The organism is Bacillus sp. FSL R5-0286, from assembly GCF_038593245.1.
Taxonomy (GTDB): Bacteria; Bacillota; Bacilli; order Bacillales; family Bacillaceae; genus Bacillus; species Bacillus altitudinis.
This window is the reverse complement of the sequence record NZ_CP151977.1, coordinates 3,056,212-3,074,192: the sequence shown is the minus strand read 5'-3', so window position 1 is coordinate 3,074,192 and position 17,981 is coordinate 3,056,212. Positions and strand designations below refer to the sequence as shown.

Sequence of the window (17,981 nt, the reverse complement as noted above, 5' to 3'; positions counted from 1 at the left end):
AGCTTGATGTCAGCAGGTCAAGCTGTTTTCGTGTAAAATAAAAGTAGGTTCTTTATTCATCATTGGAACAATACACGAGATGAAAATATTGTCATTTGACTGAATATGTAGATTCAGTCTTTTTTTGCCTAGATGGATTGTTATGTGTTGGTTTCGCTTTTTGCGGGATACTAAAGAAACGCTCATGACCGAACGGATGGATCAGAAAGAAATGAACACATCTTTGCATGTAAGCAAAACATGACGGAAAAAATGAAATGGGAGGGACATGTACTAGTGGAGATTTTTTTGGCAGTGCTCGTACTACTAGCACTCATTGCATCATCTAATATTATCAATCGTTTTCTGCCCTTTATTCCAGTACCATTAATCCAAGTGGGTTTAGGGATATTGGTCGCAGCTTTTCCTTCAGGTTTACATATTTCTTTAAATCCTGAGCTATTCTTCGTTTTATTCATTGCACCGCTGTTATTTAATGATGGGAAGCGTACCCCAAGGGACGAGCTGTGGAAATTAAGAGCGCCCATTCTTCTATTAGCTTTAGGGCTCGTATTTGCGACGGTCATTGTCGCAGGATATACCATCCATTGGATGATTCCAAGCATACCACTTCCAGCTGCATTTGCGCTTGCAGCGATTTTATCTCCGACAGATGTAGTGGCTGTAAGTGCCCTTTCCAGCCGTGTGAATATGCCGAAGGGGATCATGAGACTGCTGGAAGGCGAAGGGCTGATGAACGATGCGTCAGGACTTGTTGCTTTTAAATTTGCTATTGCAGCAACGGTTACAGGGGCATTTTCCATTGCAGAGGCATCCTTTAGCTTTGTTCTGATTGCTGCTGGCGGATTATTGACCGGATTTATTCTGTCGTTTTTTATCATTCGTTTCCGCTATTTTCTCCGCCGTTTAGGCATGGACGATGTCACAATGCACATCATCCTGCAAATCCTCACGCCGTTTGTGATTTATTTAGCAGCGGAAGAAATTGGCGTATCTGGCATTTTAGCCGTTGTTGCCGGTGGTGTGACACATGCCATCGAGCAAGACCGAATGGAAGCGAATTTAGCAAAACTGCAAATTGCTTCTTCAAACACGTGGAATATTATTTTATTTATTTTAAATGGCCTTGTTTTCGTTTTACTTGGATTACAAATTCCTGATGTATCAACCGTCATTTTCCAAGATGAAGCCTTTAATAATATGCAAGTCATCAGTTACATTTTAATCATTACATTCTGTCTAATGATTCTCAGATTCCTATGGGTTTGGTTGTTCTGGGCAGGAAACTGGAGTGTATCGAAAAAGAAGAACACGAAAAAACCGAAACTGCGTGCTTCCATGCTGATGACATTCTCTGGTGTTCGTGGTGCTGTTACATTAGCGGGTGCTTTCTCCATCCCGTTTACGCTTGCAGACGGATCACCATTTCCTGAGCGTCATTTAATTATTTTCCTCGCAGCAGGCGTCATTTTATGTACACTCATTTTAGCGAGTGTGCTACTGCCTATTTTATCGGAGAAAAAAGATAAGCAAGTGGATGTGGACTTAGATACAAAGATTCAGCACGCAAAACGGAAGCTGCTGAGAAGTGCCATTAAAACGTTAAAAGAAGGAATGAATGAGGACAATCGAGAAGTATCCCTTGCACTCATCAATGATTTCCGAATGAAGCTACGAAATATTCAGCGGGAACCGTACCAGTTTGGTATGAGAAAACAAGAGAGAAAAATAAGACTGCATGGTATTAAAGCAGAACAGATGAAACTTCAGCAGTTGATTGAGGAAGAGAAAATCGACAAAGAAGAAGCATATGAGCTGCAAGAGAGATTTCATGAGCTGGAAATGCTCTATTCCAACTCCTTTAAAATTCGTTTCTCAAAAGTGAAGTTTCTGCGCTTACTACAATGGCTTCAATTGTGGCGTCCGCATCAGCGTATTTCGAGCGGCATATTAGAAAACGAGGAATCGTATAAACAAATCCGCAAGAAAACGGCTGAAGCTGCGGTGGATTCTATTAAGCACCATATGACCGAAGACAATCAACAAACGTGTCATCAAGTCATTGGGTTTTACAATCAAGTGATTTTCCGCTGTGAACATGGTCCTTCGTTCTTCCAGCAAAAGGATCGTACGTTTGACCGGAAGAAGAAAGAGCTTAACTTCCAAGCCGTACAGACGATTCGTAATGAAATCCAAACCTTATATGAAAATGGCGAAATCAATCGTGATATTGCCCATCATTTAAGGGAGTATATCAATGACATGGAAGCAGTCTTACTGACCAATACATGATGTTGTCAACTTCTCCCCTTTGTTTTATGATGAAAAAAAGAGACGAGCAGGGGGAGAGGCAGGATGACATATTACGGAGCGATTGAAGCTGGGGGAACAAAATTCTGTTGTGCCATTGGCAATGAGCATGGGGATATCATAGAGGAATTAACCATTCCAACAGAGCACCCGGAAAAAACCATCCAATCACTTATTCCATTTTTTCAGCAACATGAAATTGCAGCATTAGGGGTTGGTTCCTTTGGACCGATTTGTGTCCAGAAAGACGATCCTTCTTACGGTTACATCATGAATACGCCGAAAGTTGAATGGAAGCATTATCCGTTGATACCTGAGCTGGAGAAACAATTAGGCGTACCGGTGTCCTTTACGACAGATGTCAATGCCGCAGCATTAGGTGAACTGACAAAAGGGGCCGCCAAAGGGCTAAGCAGCTGTCTGTATATCACGGTCGGTACGGGGATTGGTGCCGGGGCTGTTGTGAAAAATGAGCTTCTCCACGGTCACTCACATCCAGAAATGGGACACATCCTGGTCAGGCAGCATGAATCAGATCAGTTTGCAGGTGTCTGCCCGGCGCATGGTACTTGCTTAGAAGGACTGGCGGCAGGACCATCTATTGAGGCAAGGTGGGGAAAGCCGGCTAAAGAGCTTACCGAAGAAGATGAAGTTTGGTCTCTTGAAGCAGATTATTTAGCACAGGCATTAATGCAATACACGCTGATATTAAGCCCAGAACGCATCATCATGGGTGGAGGCGTCATGAAGCAAAAACAGCTATTTCCGCTCATTCGAGAGAAGCTGGCTGCGTATGTCAATGATTATGTCGACATGCCGCCGCTTGATACATACATTGTCTCTCCTGGACTTGAGGACAAGGCAGGTATGACAGGTGCTTTGCTACTAGCGATTGAAGCGAAGAGAAACGCCTGATAATAGAGTTTTCAAACGCAACATGAGATAATGAAAAAGATGGAATCTATGAAAAGGTGGTTGTTAACATGGTCAAAAGCTTGAATGATACCGTAACACTAAATAACGGAGTAGAAATGCCATGGTTTGGTTTAGGTGTATTCAAAGTGGAGGACGGCAACCAAGTGGTTGATGCCGTCAAAGCAGCCATACGAAACGGTTATCGCAGCATTGATACGGCTGCCGTTTATAAAAACGAGACAGGCGTAGGGAAAGCCATTAAAGAATCTGGCGTCAAAAGAGAAGAATTGTTTATTACGTCAAAAGTATGGAACACAGATCAAGGATATGACAAAGCACTCGCTGCATTCGATGCAAGCTTAAACCGGCTCGGTCTTGATTACTTAGACCTCTATTTGATTCATTGGCCTGGACCAAATGCAGACACGTTTAAAGAGACATGGCGTGCGCTTGAGAAGCTTTATAAAGATGGAAAAGTAAGAGCGATTGGTGTCAGCAACTTCTACGTGCAGCATTTAGAAGAGCTGTTAAAAGATGCGGAGGTTGTTCCAGCGGTGAACCAAGTGGAGTTTCATCCAAAACTGACACTTGTAGAATTACGACAATATGCGAAAGAAAAAGGCATTCAAATTGAAGCATGGTCTCCGCTGATGCAAGGAAAGCTTTTGGATCATGACGTATTAAAGGAAATTGCAGCACAATACAACAAATCTGTGGCTCAAGTGATCTTGCGTTGGGATCTGCAAAGCGGCGTTGTCACCATTCCAAAATCAATCAATGAAGATCGCATTAAACAAAATGCCGACATTTTTGACTTCGAGCTTTCACAAGAAGACATGGAAAAAATCAATGCACTTAATAATAACGAACGTGTCGGGTCTAATCCAGAAACGATGACGGTTGGGTTTGAATAAATAAAATTATTCCCTCAGCGTGTAGACAAACCCTCGCATTCTTTGTCAGTCCTGCGTGCAGGTGCTCACGAATGTCACACCAGTACAGCAAAGGTTTTCTATCACGCTGAAAAGAAGACAAAGGGCTAAAATCAAGTTCATTTTAGCCCTTTGTCAACAATCTGAATCCCTTTCTCTTTTTGAGAAGGGGATTTTTTAATTCCTGCTTCGGCGAACAGCCAACAGCATGAGGAAAGACAGGATCACAATACAAATGGTCCAAGCCCATGCAAGTTCCATTCGTCCAGAATCAATCGCCACATAGATGGCTGTTGGGAGGGTTTGCGTTTTCCCAGGAATGTTGCCAGCGAACATTAAAGTCGCTCCAAATTCTCCTAAGGCTCTTGCAAAACTTAAAACTGCACCAGAGAGAAGAGATGGCAGTGCGAGTGGGACGGTAATATAGGCAAAGACCTGGAAAGAATGCGCACCATCAACTTCTGCAGCACCTTCAATGTCTGACTCAATCGTAGAAAAACCAGCTTTCGCTGATTGATACATGAGCGGGAATGCGACAACTGTCGATGCAATGACTGCTGCCCAATAAGTGAAGATGACAGGCTGATGGAAGATCCATTCAATCGCTTGTCCAATCACACTGTTCTTCCCGAACGCAACGAGCAGCAGAAATCCTACGACCGTTGGCGGAAGGACAAGCGGCATCATGAGGAGCGTTTCCACGATCATTTTTCCTTTGAAAGATGTACGGGCCATCCAAAAACCAATGGACGTTCCTAAAACGACAGCCAATAATCCGCTGAAAGCAGCCACTTGTACGGACAGCCAGATAGGTGAAAGAAAATCTTCGGTCAGCATCGGCATTATTTCACTTGAAAGCCGTACTTTTTAAAAATCGCTGCGGCTGGATCTGATTGGAGATATTGAAAAAAAGCTTTCGCCTCTTTCATGTGATCGGTCTGTTTTACAATGCCAACAGGATAAATGATGGGGGAATGCATGTCTTGATTTGCCTCATCTACTATCTTTACTTTGCGAGAAACGAGCGCGTCCGTCTTATACACAACACCAGCTTCCACATTTCCTGTTTCGACATAGTTTAATACTTGACGAACATCCTTGCCATAGACAGCGTTCTGTTTCACTTGGTCCCATATATTCAGTTTTGTGAAAATCTCTTTTGCATATGTACCAGCAGGAACAGATTCAGGTGAGCCAAGCGCTATCTTTCCTTTTATGTGCTCAACATCGCGAAAGGTTTTGATAGAAGAGGAACCTTCTTTTGGCACGATGAGGACTAGCTCATTTTGTATGACATCCTTTGTATGATCCTGATCGATGTCGCCAGATTGAACAAGGTCATCAAAAGGCTCTTCAGCTGCTGAGAAGAAGAGATCCGCTTTTGCTCCTTGAGCGATTTGCTGTTTCAATGCGCCGGATGATCCGAAATTATTCGTGAGTGTCACGTTTGGATGATCATCTTCATAGGCAGATTCAATCTCTTTCAAAGCATCCTGCAGGCTTGCCGCCGCTGAAATCACAAGTTCTGTTTTTTTGCTTTGATCTGATGACGTCGACTCCGTTTGACACCCAGTCAGGAGCAAACAGATGGTGACGTAGGTTAAGAATAAATATTTCATGATCACACCTCTTTATCATTCAACATCATGTGTATCCTTTATTATAATCAAACTTATTTGACCATTCATAGGCTTTCAGGAAAAGAGAAAAGAAAAAGCCGCCAGAGGGCAGCTTTTAATGCTGATAAAAACGTAGTAAGTTCCCGTTGATCACTTTATCTGATAGAGACAGCTCTTTATTGGCTTTTTCTATATAAGGCTGGCATACTTCATCTTCTTCAACAGGTTGTTTTGTTTTTTGATCATAGCACGTGTTCTTTGTATAAAGATAATCATCCGTAATAAAGTTTCCATTTCTCAGCACAGCGAACGGTGTCCGTTCATTTGAGAAAAGATCATTCCCAAATTGAATAGAATCTTTTGATTCAATGCCGAGTAAATGAAGAAGTGTCGGTTTGACATCCATTTGACCGGCTGTTTCAGAAATGGTTTGAGGGGCCTCGTCTGTCACCCCAGGAATGTAAATCAAAAAAGGGACCCGCTGCAGTTTAACCGCATCAAACGGTGTGATTTCATCCTGCTTCAGCAGCTCTGCCATTGCCTCATGATGTGCTTCTGAAATGCCATAGTGGTCTCCCATCAGGACAAACATTGTATTTTCATATAGTCCTTCTTCTTTCATTCGTTCAAAGAACCTTTTGATGGCTTCATCTTGATAGCGGACGGTGGTCACATAGCGGTTTAAAATGGTGCTAGTTGAATCGTATTCATCAATGAACTGATCCTTTGGATCAATTTCAAATGGGAAGTGATTGGTTAAGGTAATAAATGTGCTGTAATAAGGCGTCTTCAGCTTTTTTAAATAATCGATGGATTGATCAAAAAAGTCGATATCCTTTAAGCCCCAGCCAGTCGAATTCTGTTCATTGACATCAAATGAATCGACATCATAAAAGCGATCAATCCCAAGAGATTCATACATCACATCACGATTCCAGAACGTTTTATTATTCGCATGAAATTGGACGGATTGATAATTCTCTTTTTTCAATTGCTTGTACAGTGTGTCATATTCGTTGTCACTCGCTGTGAAAAAGACAGCGCCACTGCTAGATGGATAGAGGGAGTTTGCGACGATAAACTCTGAGTCCGACGTTTTGCCTTGTTCTGTCTGCTGATAAAATTCATCAAAATAGAAGCTTTTTTTGGCAAGTTCATTTAAAAATGGTGTGATGTATTGTCCATTCACCTTTTGATTCATGACAAATTGCTGCGTTGATTCAAGAGAAATGAACACGACATTTTTGCCTTTAGCAAGTCCAAAGTAGTCTTCATTCGGAGCACTGTAATCAGCTTTTGTGTAGTTTGCCACTGTTGAAAGTGTATCTTCGTCTGCAAAGGCTTTTTGTCCAATTCGTGCTGTTTGAGCGGCACCGTCATACAAATGGAATTGAAACAGCCCAAGGTTTCGTACAATGACTTCTCGATCATATGAGCTTGTCAAAAATCGAGGGTGGTCCATCAAAGCTGAGCTGACATGGAACAATAGCAAGCTGCAGCAAACCACATAGTATGTTTTGATCGTCTTAAAAGACGCTTTTGGTGATAGCGGTTTCCGTTTTAAGAGCCATGCCAGCACCACAAAATCAATCAGCATGAGTATAAATAGCGGATGAAACAATTCAGTCATACTGCTGCCCATATCTCCCATGTTCTTTGCTTGAAATAAGACAGGAATGGTAATGAAATCAATATAAAAACCGTAAAAGATCGTATTCGATATCAAAATGGCTGTCAAAATAAAATTTGTGGTCAATAAAAAGACCTTTTGTTTCGTTTCATTTAAGAAAAGAGCAATCCCAAACAAAGGGAGCAAAAAGCTAAGTGGATTGATCAAAAGCAGCCATTCGTGAAACAGATTGGCCGTTCGTATATGAAATCCGAATTGATAAATGATGTATGTTTTCATCCACATAAAGAGGATGGAGTACACTAAAAACCAGTGATTTTTGAAAAACGCTTTCATTTATGTAACTCCTCACCATTCTGTATTCAGCTGCAAGGCAAAAACACTTATCTTAAAACTACTAAAAAAATGAGGAATGATCAATTCATATCCTGCTTTTTTGCAAAACTCTTTTTTCTTTTTCTAAAACGGCAATGGGATGGATATTCCGCAAATGACAGCCATGTAATAGCAGGTGACAATGGTCAGAGCAGCTAGTACGACTTGTTCTCCTGTGCTGCCTGTTTTGACATAAAAGGGGAGACGTACTTTCATGGTTGCAGGGAACAAAAATTTAATACCGTTCACTGTGCCTGCATCAAGGATGAGGTGGCTTGCCATCCCAACTAGTAACCCGGTACTGAGGCTGTCATTTGGAATGTATGTTGTCGCAATAAAATAAATGATCAGCAGAAATAATAAACTATGTGTAAAGGTGCGGTGACCGAACACACTACTGATCAGTGTGGAAAGGAGCGGGAATTTCCTGCCGATTTTGCTTTTCGTATGACATAGATCTGGGATGAGGGCACCTACTGATCCAGCAGTAGCCATCGTCACTGGTTCGAATCCGTAATAATAGGCGACGGCTGTGGAGGCGGCAATTCCGCCCATAATATGTGTTTTTCCTGTCATGATGCGTACTCCTGTTCTGTTTTTTGTTCAAGTACTCACTATATCAAGGGTGAATCCATTCAGCAAGGCTTATTTCTAAAGAAAATGGGATAAAATAGTTGGCTGTTTGGAAAAACATTCTATAATAAGAAGGAAGTCATGTTGACACTAACGATAAGGATGCGATTCGGATGAGTAATGCAGACATTTTAAAAGAAATTGTTCTTGTACATTATGAAGTCAGCCGTAAATTAAACCGCAAGTTACTTGAGTTAGAAAAAGACATCACGCCTCCACAGATATATGCTCTTTCTATATTGATACAAGGAAAAGTATCACATGCTGAAGAGCTCAAACAAAGACTCTCTCTCAACCCAGGTGCCGCTTCCATAGCCCTCAATAAATTATGTGAGCAAGGCTACATTCAGAGAGAGCGGGACAAGGACGATCATTCCCTTGTCCGGCTAGAAGCCACGGAAAAAGGGCTGGCTATTTACGAAAAGCATACACGTCTTTTTGGAAAGGTGATTCAGCATATGATGTCAGACTTCACAGAGGAAGACTTAAAGACCTTTCTAACGTATTTGCAAAAAATGAGACAGACCTTTCACGATGAATGAACTGCTACTCTTTGTATAATGCTGAGCGCTGTAGCACAAATTAAACAGGCAAAGGCATTTTATGAAAAGGGGGGAAATAGCGATGTCATTTTTCCAAAAGGATAAAAAGGCGAAAAGCGAGAAAGACCATCAGCAGGTAGATCAGCTGTTAGAAGAAGCAAGTAAAGAACTAGCAGGCGATCCGCTTCAAGAAGCTGTCCAAAAGAAGAAAAACAACCATCAATAAGCTGACAAAAAGGCGGAGAATCATTTCTCTGCCTTTTTTCTATGTTTTTCCCTTTGACAGATATGAGAATGTTTGATAACCTTCGTGTAGTAAAAATGAATAGAAATCCTCACGCTATGTCTCAGTGAGGTAGAGGTTGCGCGGATGATGAGTCACTCATGGGAGAGATGGAATCGTTGATCATGAGAAAAAAGGCATCAGCGCCGAAGTGTAGAGAGAGCTCCAACTTTCTTTATGCTGGGTCTGCATTGAACAAATGCAGGACTGCCACGTCTTTGAAGCGTGGAGGGCTATCCGGAGATCAAGGTGTATGTTTTGAAAAGCATGGACTTTTGTTCAGGCTTTTTTTTATGTTCTGATTGCCTAAGAAAAGGGTATGCTGGTAAGAAAGTGACCCAACATGAACATAAAGAATGCAAGTCATTGCTTCACAAATATATCAATGAAGATACTGCCGGGTCTGGTCCAAAGTGAATATAACGGAGGTACGAAAATGGAACAGACAAAAAAATGGGGTTTTTGGTTATTGACGGCTTTTGTCGTCGGAAATATGGTAGGTTCAGGCATCTTTATGCTGCCTAGTACACTTGCCCAGCATGCAAGTCCTTTAGGTGTGACGATGGCATGGCTTGTCACAGGTGGCGGCGTACTGATGATTGCCTTTGTGTTTGGACATTTGTCCATTCATAAACCGCAGCTGACAGCTGGACCACAAAGCTATGCAAGAGCGCTTTTTAAAGATCCGAAAAAAGGAAAAGCAGCCGGTTTTACAATGGTTTGGGGATATTGGGTGGCAAGCTGGATTAGTAATGTCGCCATTATCACAAGCCTAGCTGGTTATTTAACAACCTTTTTCCCAATTTTAACCGTGAAAACGGAGGTCTTTACTTTTGGAAAAGAAGCGATCACACTTGGTCAGCTCACAACGTTTATCGTATGTACAATCCTTCTATGGGGGACTCATACGATTTTAATTACAAGCTTAAGCGCAGCAAGTAAGCTGAACTTTATTACGACCTTTTCAAAGGTGCTTGGATTCGTCCTTTTTATTGTCGCAGGCTTATTTGCATTCCAAACCGCATTATTTGAACATTATTACTTCCCTGTTGAAGCAGCAAGTGGTGAAGGAGTGCTCGGACTTGGAGGCCAAATTCATCATGCGGCCATTTCCACACTATGGGCATTTATCGGCATCGAATCTGCTGTCATTTTATCAGGAAGAGCCTCCTCGCAGCGTGATGTCAAACGTGCGACGATTACAGGACTTTTAATTGCACTGTCTATTTATATGATTATTACCTTGATTACAATGGGCGTTCTGCCGCATGATCAATTGCAAGGTTCTGATAAACCATTCGTAGACGTGCTTCAGCTCATTATCGGGCCGGCTGGCGGCATTGTCATGGCACTTCTTGCGATCATTTGTTTATTTGGTTCGATGCTTGGCTGGATTTTGCTTGGTTCTGAAGTCCCTTATCAAGCAGCAAAAGCTGGCGATTTCCCAGCAGTGTTTGCAAAAACAAACAAAAAAGGGAGTCCTGTTTTTGCTTTGACTGTCACAAATATCATGTCACAGCTGTTTATTTTCTCAGTCATGTCACGTACGATTAATGAAGCCTTTACTTTCTTAACAACATCAGCGACACTTGCGTATCTCATTCCGTATATCGTGTCGTCGATCTACAGCTTTAAGGTCATCATGCAAGGTGACACATATGAGCTCCAAAAAGGAAACCGGACAAGAGACGGGATCATTGCGCTTGTGGCCATGGGGTATTCCGCTTGGGTCATTATTTCAGGCACAGCTGATTTAAAAACATTTGGTCTTGGTATTGGATTGTTCTTAGTTGGCATTTTACTCTACCCATTCATGTCCAAAAAATTTGCCAAAGGTACAGTTTAAAAAATACGTTTCTCCAGCATTGGAGAAACGTATTTTTTTATGAGGCAGATGTTAATCGATCCACAATAAATTCGAGCTGACCTTCTAGTGACACAGGGTCATTAAAGAAGTAACCGACTGTATCTGTTTCAAATACACGTTTGTTTTGGACAGCAGGAAGTGATGCCCAGATGCTGCTTTTATACACTTGATCGCCATTACTTTTTGAACCGCTCCATGGGCTTGTGAAAATATAATCACCTGCAAATTCTGGAAGCTTTTCAAGAGAAATGTTTGCATAACCGACACCACTGTCGATGGCTTCTTTTTGGACAGCCTTCGGAGCTTTTAATTTTAGCTCGTCATAAATGATTTCACCACCGCGTGCAAAAGTGTTACCGAAAATGTAAATGCCCTTATCGAATGGTGATACGATCGAAACGGTTTTGTTTCCTACAGCTTTTGTTACTTTTGGTTTCACTTCAGCAATTTTGGCATCCCATTTTGTGATCCAATCCGTTGCTTTTTTTGATGTGCCTGTCATTTTACCGAATTCTTTTAGCTGATCTTTAAACGAATATTGATTGTATTGAATGGCAACTGTAGGTGCAATTTTTTTGTATTGATCAAATTTCTCATCTTCTCCCCAAGCAATGATCATATCCGGCTTCAATGAGGCTACTTTCTCAACAGAGGGAGATTTTCCAATATTTTTCACTCCATCTGTTTTTCCTTTATAGAAAGGGTTTTTAAAGATGGGCGCAGTGGCAGCAATTGGGGTTTTGCCGAGTGTGACGAGATCCCCGTAATAGCTTTCCGCCAGAAGCACAATACGTTTTGGGTTTTGAGGCAGTTTCACTTCACCCTTTACATCTTGATAGGTGATCGTGTCATTTTTTTTGGCTCCCGATTCTTTATTGGAAGTGCTGCCGCAAGCAGCAGTAAAAATCATAAGGGTCATGAAGGAAATCAAAAGAAGTCCAGTTCGTTTTTTCACTAAAGTTCGCTCCTATTCAATTGTTTATGATAATGATTCTCATTCGCGATTATATCTTAACATGATAGAAGAAAAAATGCATCGGCTATTTTATGACCAAAATGAAAATGGTGAAATTCTCCCGGTTTTTTGATGAAAATAAAGAAATTTATCAGAACAAGGATTTCAAAACGTGAAGAAAGTGATATACTAGACTCCGAGATTGATAATCATTATCATTAATAACGAATAGATATGAACGGAAAGGAAGAGACTGGTTTTGGGCTCACAATCGAATAAACAGCTGTCAGCTAAAGATGATGCGATAGATATTGTGACAAAGCCTTTTGGTACAGCAGCTGTTGTCATCATAGGAATCATTGCTTTAGCATTTGGTCTTTTTTTATCAGTATCGCTAGGAGCGGCAAACATTCATTTACACACGGTATGGGAAGCCGTCTTTCATTTTGACTCACAACAAACCTCACATCAAATCATTAGGGAACTAAGGCTGCCGCGTACAGTTGGTGCCGCACTTGTCGGTGCCTTTTTAGCAGTATCGGGTGCCATCATGCAAGGCATGACAAGAAATGCGCTTGCATCTCCTGAAATCATGGGTGTGACAAATGGCTCTGCATTTGCGATTGCCATTGCGTTTGCTTTTTTCCCAGGCCAATCTTCTTTTACATTAATTCTTTGGTCATTTTTGGGTGCAGCACTTGGCGCCTCTATTGTATTTGGGGTTGGAACCCTTTCAAAAGGGGGACTTACTCCTGTGAAGCTCGCATTAGCCGGTACGGCTGTTGGCGCACTTTTAAGCTCAATTTCCTCAGCGATTGCCATTCGATTTGACGTCGCGCAAGATATGAGTTTTTGGTACGCAGGCGGTGTGGCTGGTGTGAATTGGAGCAATATTAAGATCATCATTCCAGTTGCGGCTGTAGGACTGATCATCGCAATGATTCTTGCCCGCTCCATCACGGTTTTAAGCTTAGGTGATGAATTAGCAAAAGGGCTTGGACAATATACACGAACAGTCAAGGTACTTGGCATATTGGTCGTGATCCTTTTAACAGGTGCAGCCGTGTCAGTTGCAGGTTCTATTGGCTTTATCGGGCTTGTGATTCCTCATGTTACGCGTTTCTTGGTCGGCGTTGACTATCGCTGGATTATCCCTTGCTCAGCTATTTTAGGGGCTATTTTGCTCATTTATGCAGACATTGCGGCAAGGCTTGTCAATGCGCCGTTTGAAACGCCAGTGGGTGCCATTACAGCCATTATAGGCGTTCCTTTCTTCTTATATTTAGCGAGACGTGAAAGGAGCGGAATTTAAATGGAAATGGTGCAGCAGGCAAAGAAAAAGAAATACAAACGAACGATGGTCATGATCTTTTTAGCGATCGTGGCTGTGTTCCTAATAAGTTTAAATACCGGAGAGATACGGATTTCTCCGATGGATACATTCAAAACATTTTTTGGACTCGGAAGTGAAATGGATGAGCTTGTATTATTCGAGTTCAGACTTCCAAGGATGGTCATCGCTTTACTTGTTGGCGCTTCTATCGCTGTATCAGGAGCCATTTGGCAAGGTGTTTCTCAAAATGGTTTAGCTGATCCCGGCATTCTAGGTGTAAATGCGGGTGCAGGTTTTGCGGTTGTTTTGTTTATCTTTGCCTTTCAGGGCTCGATGTCGAACTTAGGTGATTTTACGATATTTGTACTGCCGCTTTTCGCTTTCGCAGGGGCAGCCTTTGCTGCATTTCTCATTTATGTGCTAGCGTGGAAAAAGGGCATTACGCCTGTTCGATTGATTTTAACTGGTATTGGGATCAATGCTGCATTTTCGGCAGCAATTGTGGTCATTCAATTAAAGATGAGCCCAAATGATTTTAACCAAGCCATTGTGTGGCTGTCAGGAAGTATTTGGGGCTCAAGTTGGACATATGTCTTATCAGTCGTGCCGTGGATGCTGATTTTTCTTGTATTAGCGATGGTGAGGGCACGCTACTTAAATATCATGAATTTGGGTGATCAGATATCTTATGGCTTAGGGATTTCAGTTCATAAAGAAAGAAGTTTTCTCATGCTGATTGCAGTTGCATTAGCCGGTGCAAGTGTCGCTGTTGCAGGGAGTATATCGTTCCTAGGGTTAGCGGCACCACACCTCGCAAGAAAGCTAGTTGGACCGAAACATCAAGGAATGATACCGGCGTCCGCTATGATTGGTGCACTGCTGTTATTACTTGCAGATACACTTGGGCGTGTCATACTTGCTCCATCAGAGGTGCCCGTTGGACTCGTCGTTTCTGCCTTAGGCGCACCTTACTTCATTTACTTATTGATGAAAACGAACTAATGAGGAAGGAGAGTACAACAGATGAAATCACTTGAAACAGAAAAGCTTTGTATTGGCTATCATGACCGTTTGATTGTAGACGATTTAAATATCAGCATCCCAAAAGGCAAGGTGACGACATTAATTGGGCCGAATGGGTGCGGGAAGTCAACGATTTTAAAAACAATGTCTCGTATTATGAAGTCCCATCAAGGTGCTGTTTATTTAAATGGCCAGGCTATCCATCAAACACCAACAAAAGAAATTTCAAAACAAATGGCCATCTTACCGCAGACGCCTGAAGCACCAAGTGGTCTGACCGTTTATGAGCTTGTGTCATATGGACGTTTCCCGCATCAAAATGGATTTGGCCGTTTATCAAATGAGGACAAACGAATCATCAGATGGGCACTTGAGGAGACGGGAATGATTGCATTTCATGACCGGCCAATTGAAGCACTCTCCGGTGGACAGCGTCAGCGGGTATGGATTGCGATGGCACTCGCTCAGGAAACAGAGCTGCTTTTATTAGACGAACCAACGACGTATTTAGATCTTGCTCATCAGCTGGAGATCCTTCAGCTATTAGAACGCTTAAACAGAGAGCAGGGCAGAACGGTGCTGATGGTGATTCATGATCTGAATCATGCTGCACGCTTTTCACATTACATGATTGCCCTCAATCAAGGGAAAGTCATTAAAGATGGTACGCCTCATGAGGTCATGACAAAAGAGGTGCTCAGTCAGGTGTTCCATATCGATGCAGAAATTGTTCTTGATCCGAGAACGAATAAGCCGATCTGTTTAACATATGACTTAATGAATCATGAAAGAAAGCTTGAAGCTGTGAACGGATAATAGATGGACAAAAAACTCGGTATGTATGACCGGGTTTTTTTGCATTTTTTGATATTACCTTGTTATGCCATTTTCTCCAGTTGATCTTTTTTCGCTTTTATGCAGAAAAGAGGTACTTTTTTACTTTGGACAATGGTAATATACGGTTAGAGATCATAGCTAGAAAGGAAAGAGATGCGTGGAAACAGCAAAAATATTGATTGCAGATGACGAAGAAGCAATTGTAAAAATGGTTGAACGCGTATTAAAAAAAGAAGGGTTTCAACATATTTATAAAGCCTATCATGCAGATGAAGCATTAGATATTGTCAAAAACGAGGACATCCACCTCTTACTTCTAGATGTGATGATGCCCGGTAAGTCAGGCTTTGATGTTCTGCCTGAAATCAGGAAAATGACGAAGGCACCGATTTTCTATTTAACAGCAAGAACGTCCGATGTAGACAAATTGACTGGATTTGCACAAGGTGCAGACGATTACATCACAAAGCCATTTAATCCGTTAGAGCTAGTAGCTAGAATTAAGGCGCACTTAAACCGAACTTATATCTCCTTACAGGAGGAGCAGGAAGAAGCGCACAGTCAATATGAATATGCTCATTTCTCGTACCATCCTCATGCAGCCGAGTTGAAAGTAAGGGGAAAGGTGACAGCTTGCTCAGCTCAGCTTTTGTCCTTGCTGAAGTATTTTTGTGACCATCCGAATGTGGTACTTTCAAAAGATCAAATCTATGAGAAAGTATGGGGTGTTCCGTCATATGGTGACAACAACACCGTCATGGTTCATATCCGAAAGCTGAGAGAAAAGATAGAGTTAGATCCAAGTCAGCCTGAATATATTGTGACGATCCGTGGTATGGGCTATAAGTTCATTCCGCAACCTGTGAAGGTTCTTCAATAGTTTATGAATTTACGAACAAAACTTTTCTTTCACTTTGTCGGACAAATGTTTATTGTCATCGTCATTCTAACGATCGGGCAAACATTCTCTGAAAATCTTTATTTTCAAAAACGCTATGAGAATATGACTGAAACTGGTTTAACGAAGGCAGATGGAGATACACTCATGAGCTGGCTTTATTTTAACGAGGATGGAAAAATGGAAGCCGATGATCAGCTCAAACAAGCAGTGGAAAAACGTGATGGCTGGCTACAAGTGATTGATTCCAAAAAACGCAATGTCTATAGCTATCAACTCCCTAAAAACATTCCAACATCCTATCAAAAGGATGAAATGATCAAGATCTTTGAAAAAAGACAATTTAAAGATTACAAGATGTACTTCTGGCCAATTGAGATTGATCAAGAAAGCTTTATTGTCTTATATGGATTTAAAACGAACAGCACAAAGGTAGCCAATTATCTCAAGCAGCATGAAAAAAAACTGGCTGCATTGTCTCAATATTCAGTTGAAACAAAAGAATTTTTGAAAAGAATGAATGGATCGGTGCATCTGTTTAATGAAGAAGGAAAATACTTAAAAGGTATCCGAGCCAAAAATAATTTGAAAAATAACGTAACGGATGTTGAACTGCTCAAGTATCAATCAAAGCCTTGGGAGTTTAGAAGTGACCTGTCTTATATCAGAGTGAATAAAGATCTGTATATGATTGTTTCGGTGCCAAACAAAGTATACAGCCCAGACGAGCTTTATGATAAAGAGACAGAGGCTTTAAACCAATATACAACGCTCTTGATTGCAGGTCTTGCGCTTACGATTATTATCGTTATGACATTATGGTACTCGTATCGCTATGGGCTACCGATCTATCACATTATCCGCTGGCTGATTTTCTTATCAAGAAATAAATTGCAGGAGCCAACAAATAGAAAAGGTATTCCAGTAAGTAAAAATAAAAAGGGTCGTATTAAGCGAGAGTATCGGCTGTTTGAGGATATCCTTAAAACAATGGATCAGCTCACCAATACGTTAAAAGAGAATGAAGCAAACCGAAGAAAAATTCAAACCACAAGGGAAGAATGGATCGCAGGGCTGTCTCATGATCTAAAAACGCCTCTTAGCACGATTTACGGCTATGGATTAATGCTAGAATCAGATCAATACCAATGGTCCAAGGAAGAAGTCATGGAAATGGGACAAGTCATTCGTGAGAAATCAGAATACATGTCGACCTTGATTGAGGATTTAAACCTCACGTATCGATTGAAAAATGGTGCATTGCCTATTAATCGAAAACCTGTTGAGCTTGGTGAATTTTTAGCCTCCATTATGGACGAGTTTTCAAGAAGCACGCTTTCTGAAGATTATATGTCATCCTTTGAAGATCAAACAGAGGGTGTCATGTTTGAGATCGATAAAGCATGGTTTAGACGAGTCATTGAGAACCTGCTGGCGAACGCAGTGAAGCATAACCAGAAAGGTACTCTTATTCAAGCTGTTCTATCTGAAACAAATGATGAAGTTCGGATCGAAATGAAAGATAACGGACGCGGAATGGCGCAAGAAACGGTGGATCATTTATTTAATCGTTACTATAGAGGGACAAATACGAATGATCCAACAAATGGAACAGGATTGGGACTAGCGATTGCAAAAGAGCTTGTCTTGCTACACGATGGCGATATTCAAGTAGAAAGTGAATTAGGTCAAGGAACAACTATTGCGATTATCCTAAAGAAAACACCATCTGTAAAATAGCCAAAAAACGATTTTCTTTTCTAAAGGAGATCGTTTTTTCTTGTTTTAGGATTGAAATCGATTTTGTAAACGATTACAATAAAATTGTT

The 17,981-nt window shown here is 41.4% G+C and carries 16 protein-coding genes and 1 riboswitch; of the genes, 11 read left to right on the top strand and 5 right to left on the bottom strand.

All coding sequences use genetic code 11. The features are described 5' to 3' along the window. Positions 1-276: 276 nt before the first annotated feature. From NST24_RS15960 to NST24_RS15950, 3 genes are all read left to right on the top strand, one after another. Positions 277-2,292 carry a Na+/H+ antiporter gene (locus NST24_RS15960; RefSeq protein ID WP_047945413.1) on the top strand — a complete coding sequence of 672 codons (2,016 nt, stop codon included), beginning with the start codon at positions 277-279 and terminating at the stop codon, positions 2,290-2,292. A 63-nt stretch (positions 2,293-2,355) separates the two neighbouring features. After that, a complete protein-coding gene (locus NST24_RS15955) occupies positions 2,356-3,225 on the top strand; it encodes an ROK family protein (protein WP_045034590.1) in 870 nt (289 codons plus the stop codon). Positions 3,226-3,293: 68 nt separating this feature from the next. Then, positions 3,294-4,139 (top strand): aldo/keto reductase, encoded by an 846-nt coding sequence (locus NST24_RS15950; RefSeq protein WP_008347122.1) that lies wholly within the window; start codon positions 3,294-3,296, stop codon positions 4,137-4,139. A 195-nt stretch (positions 4,140-4,334) separates the two neighbouring features. On the opposite strand, the gene modB is transcribed toward NST24_RS15950, so the two are convergent. From modB to NST24_RS15930, 4 genes are all read right to left on the bottom strand, one after another. Continuing rightward, positions 4,335-5,000, bottom strand: coding sequence for a molybdate ABC transporter permease subunit (gene modB, locus NST24_RS15945; RefSeq protein ID WP_285528344.1), 666 nt, complete (start codon positions 4,998-5,000; stop codon positions 4,335-4,337). Further along, a complete protein-coding gene (gene modA / locus NST24_RS15940; protein ID WP_135009686.1) occupies positions 5,000-5,776 on the bottom strand; it encodes a molybdate ABC transporter substrate-binding protein in 777 nt (258 codons plus the stop codon). The genes modB and modA overlap by 1 nt, the downstream gene beginning before the upstream one ends. Before the next feature lie 115 nt (positions 5,777-5,891). Beyond that, the gene (locus NST24_RS15935; RefSeq protein ID WP_058336922.1) at positions 5,892-7,742 is read right to left on the bottom strand and encodes an LTA synthase family protein; all 1,851 of its coding nucleotides are present in this window, start codon (positions 7,740-7,742) and stop codon (positions 5,892-5,894) included. Between the two features lie 123 nt (positions 7,743-7,865). Continuing rightward, on the bottom strand, positions 7,866-8,357 hold the full coding sequence (locus tag NST24_RS15930; RefSeq protein WP_282900225.1) for a metal-dependent hydrolase: 492 nt from the start codon (positions 8,355-8,357) through the stop codon (positions 7,866-7,868). Positions 8,358-8,527: 170 nt separating this feature from the next. Here NST24_RS15930 and NST24_RS15925 point away from each other — a divergent pair, with 170 nt between their 5' ends. The 3 genes from NST24_RS15925 to NST24_RS15915 all read left to right on the top strand — a co-directional run bounded on the left by NST24_RS15925 (position 8,528) and on the right by NST24_RS15915 (position 11,085). Beyond that, a complete protein-coding gene (locus NST24_RS15925; RefSeq protein ID WP_007500254.1) occupies positions 8,528-8,956 on the top strand; it encodes a MarR family transcriptional regulator in 429 nt (142 codons plus the stop codon). A gap of 82 nt (positions 8,957-9,038) precedes the next feature. Next, entirely contained in the window at positions 9,039-9,182 is a 144-nt protein-coding gene (gene sspJ / locus NST24_RS15920) for a small acid-soluble spore protein SspJ (protein WP_008347117.1), read from the top strand. A 122-nt stretch (positions 9,183-9,304) separates the two neighbouring features. Beyond that, positions 9,305-9,483: riboswitch (Lysine riboswitch) on the top strand. 192 nt (positions 9,484-9,675) lie between these two features. Beyond that, positions 9,676-11,085 carry an amino acid permease gene (locus NST24_RS15915; protein ID WP_025207968.1) on the top strand — a complete coding sequence of 470 codons (1,410 nt, stop codon included), beginning with the start codon at positions 9,676-9,678 and terminating at the stop codon, positions 11,083-11,085. Positions 11,086-11,122: 37 nt separating this feature from the next. Here the strand turns inward: NST24_RS15915 and NST24_RS15910 are convergent, their stop codons facing one another. Next, on the bottom strand, positions 11,123-12,061 hold the full coding sequence (locus NST24_RS15910; RefSeq protein WP_047945408.1) for an iron-hydroxamate ABC transporter substrate-binding protein: 939 nt from the start codon (positions 12,059-12,061) through the stop codon (positions 11,123-11,125). Between the two features lie 259 nt (positions 12,062-12,320). Here NST24_RS15910 and NST24_RS15905 point away from each other — a divergent pair, with 259 nt between their 5' ends. From NST24_RS15905 to NST24_RS15885, 5 genes are all read left to right on the top strand, one after another. Continuing rightward, positions 12,321-13,373, top strand: a complete 1,053-nt coding sequence (locus NST24_RS15905) for an iron ABC transporter permease (protein WP_008347113.1) — start codon at positions 12,321-12,323, stop codon at positions 13,371-13,373. Further along, on the top strand, positions 13,374-14,396 hold the full coding sequence (locus NST24_RS15900) for an iron ABC transporter permease (protein WP_007500263.1): 1,023 nt from the start codon (positions 13,374-13,376) through the stop codon (positions 14,394-14,396). It abuts the gene before it with no gap. 21 nt (positions 14,397-14,417) lie between these two features. Further along, positions 14,418-15,233, top strand: coding sequence for an ABC transporter ATP-binding protein (locus tag NST24_RS15895; protein WP_017368048.1), 816 nt, complete (start codon positions 14,418-14,420; stop codon positions 15,231-15,233). Between the two features lie 178 nt (positions 15,234-15,411). Further along, complete coding sequence (locus tag NST24_RS15890; RefSeq protein ID WP_024719803.1) at positions 15,412-16,134, top strand: response regulator transcription factor; 723 nt, start codon at positions 15,412-15,414, stop codon at positions 16,132-16,134. Between the two features lie 3 nt (positions 16,135-16,137). Further along, positions 16,138-17,892, top strand: coding sequence for a HAMP domain-containing sensor histidine kinase (locus NST24_RS15885; RefSeq protein WP_212338631.1), 1,755 nt, complete (start codon positions 16,138-16,140; stop codon positions 17,890-17,892). Positions 17,893-17,981 lie beyond the last annotated feature (89 nt).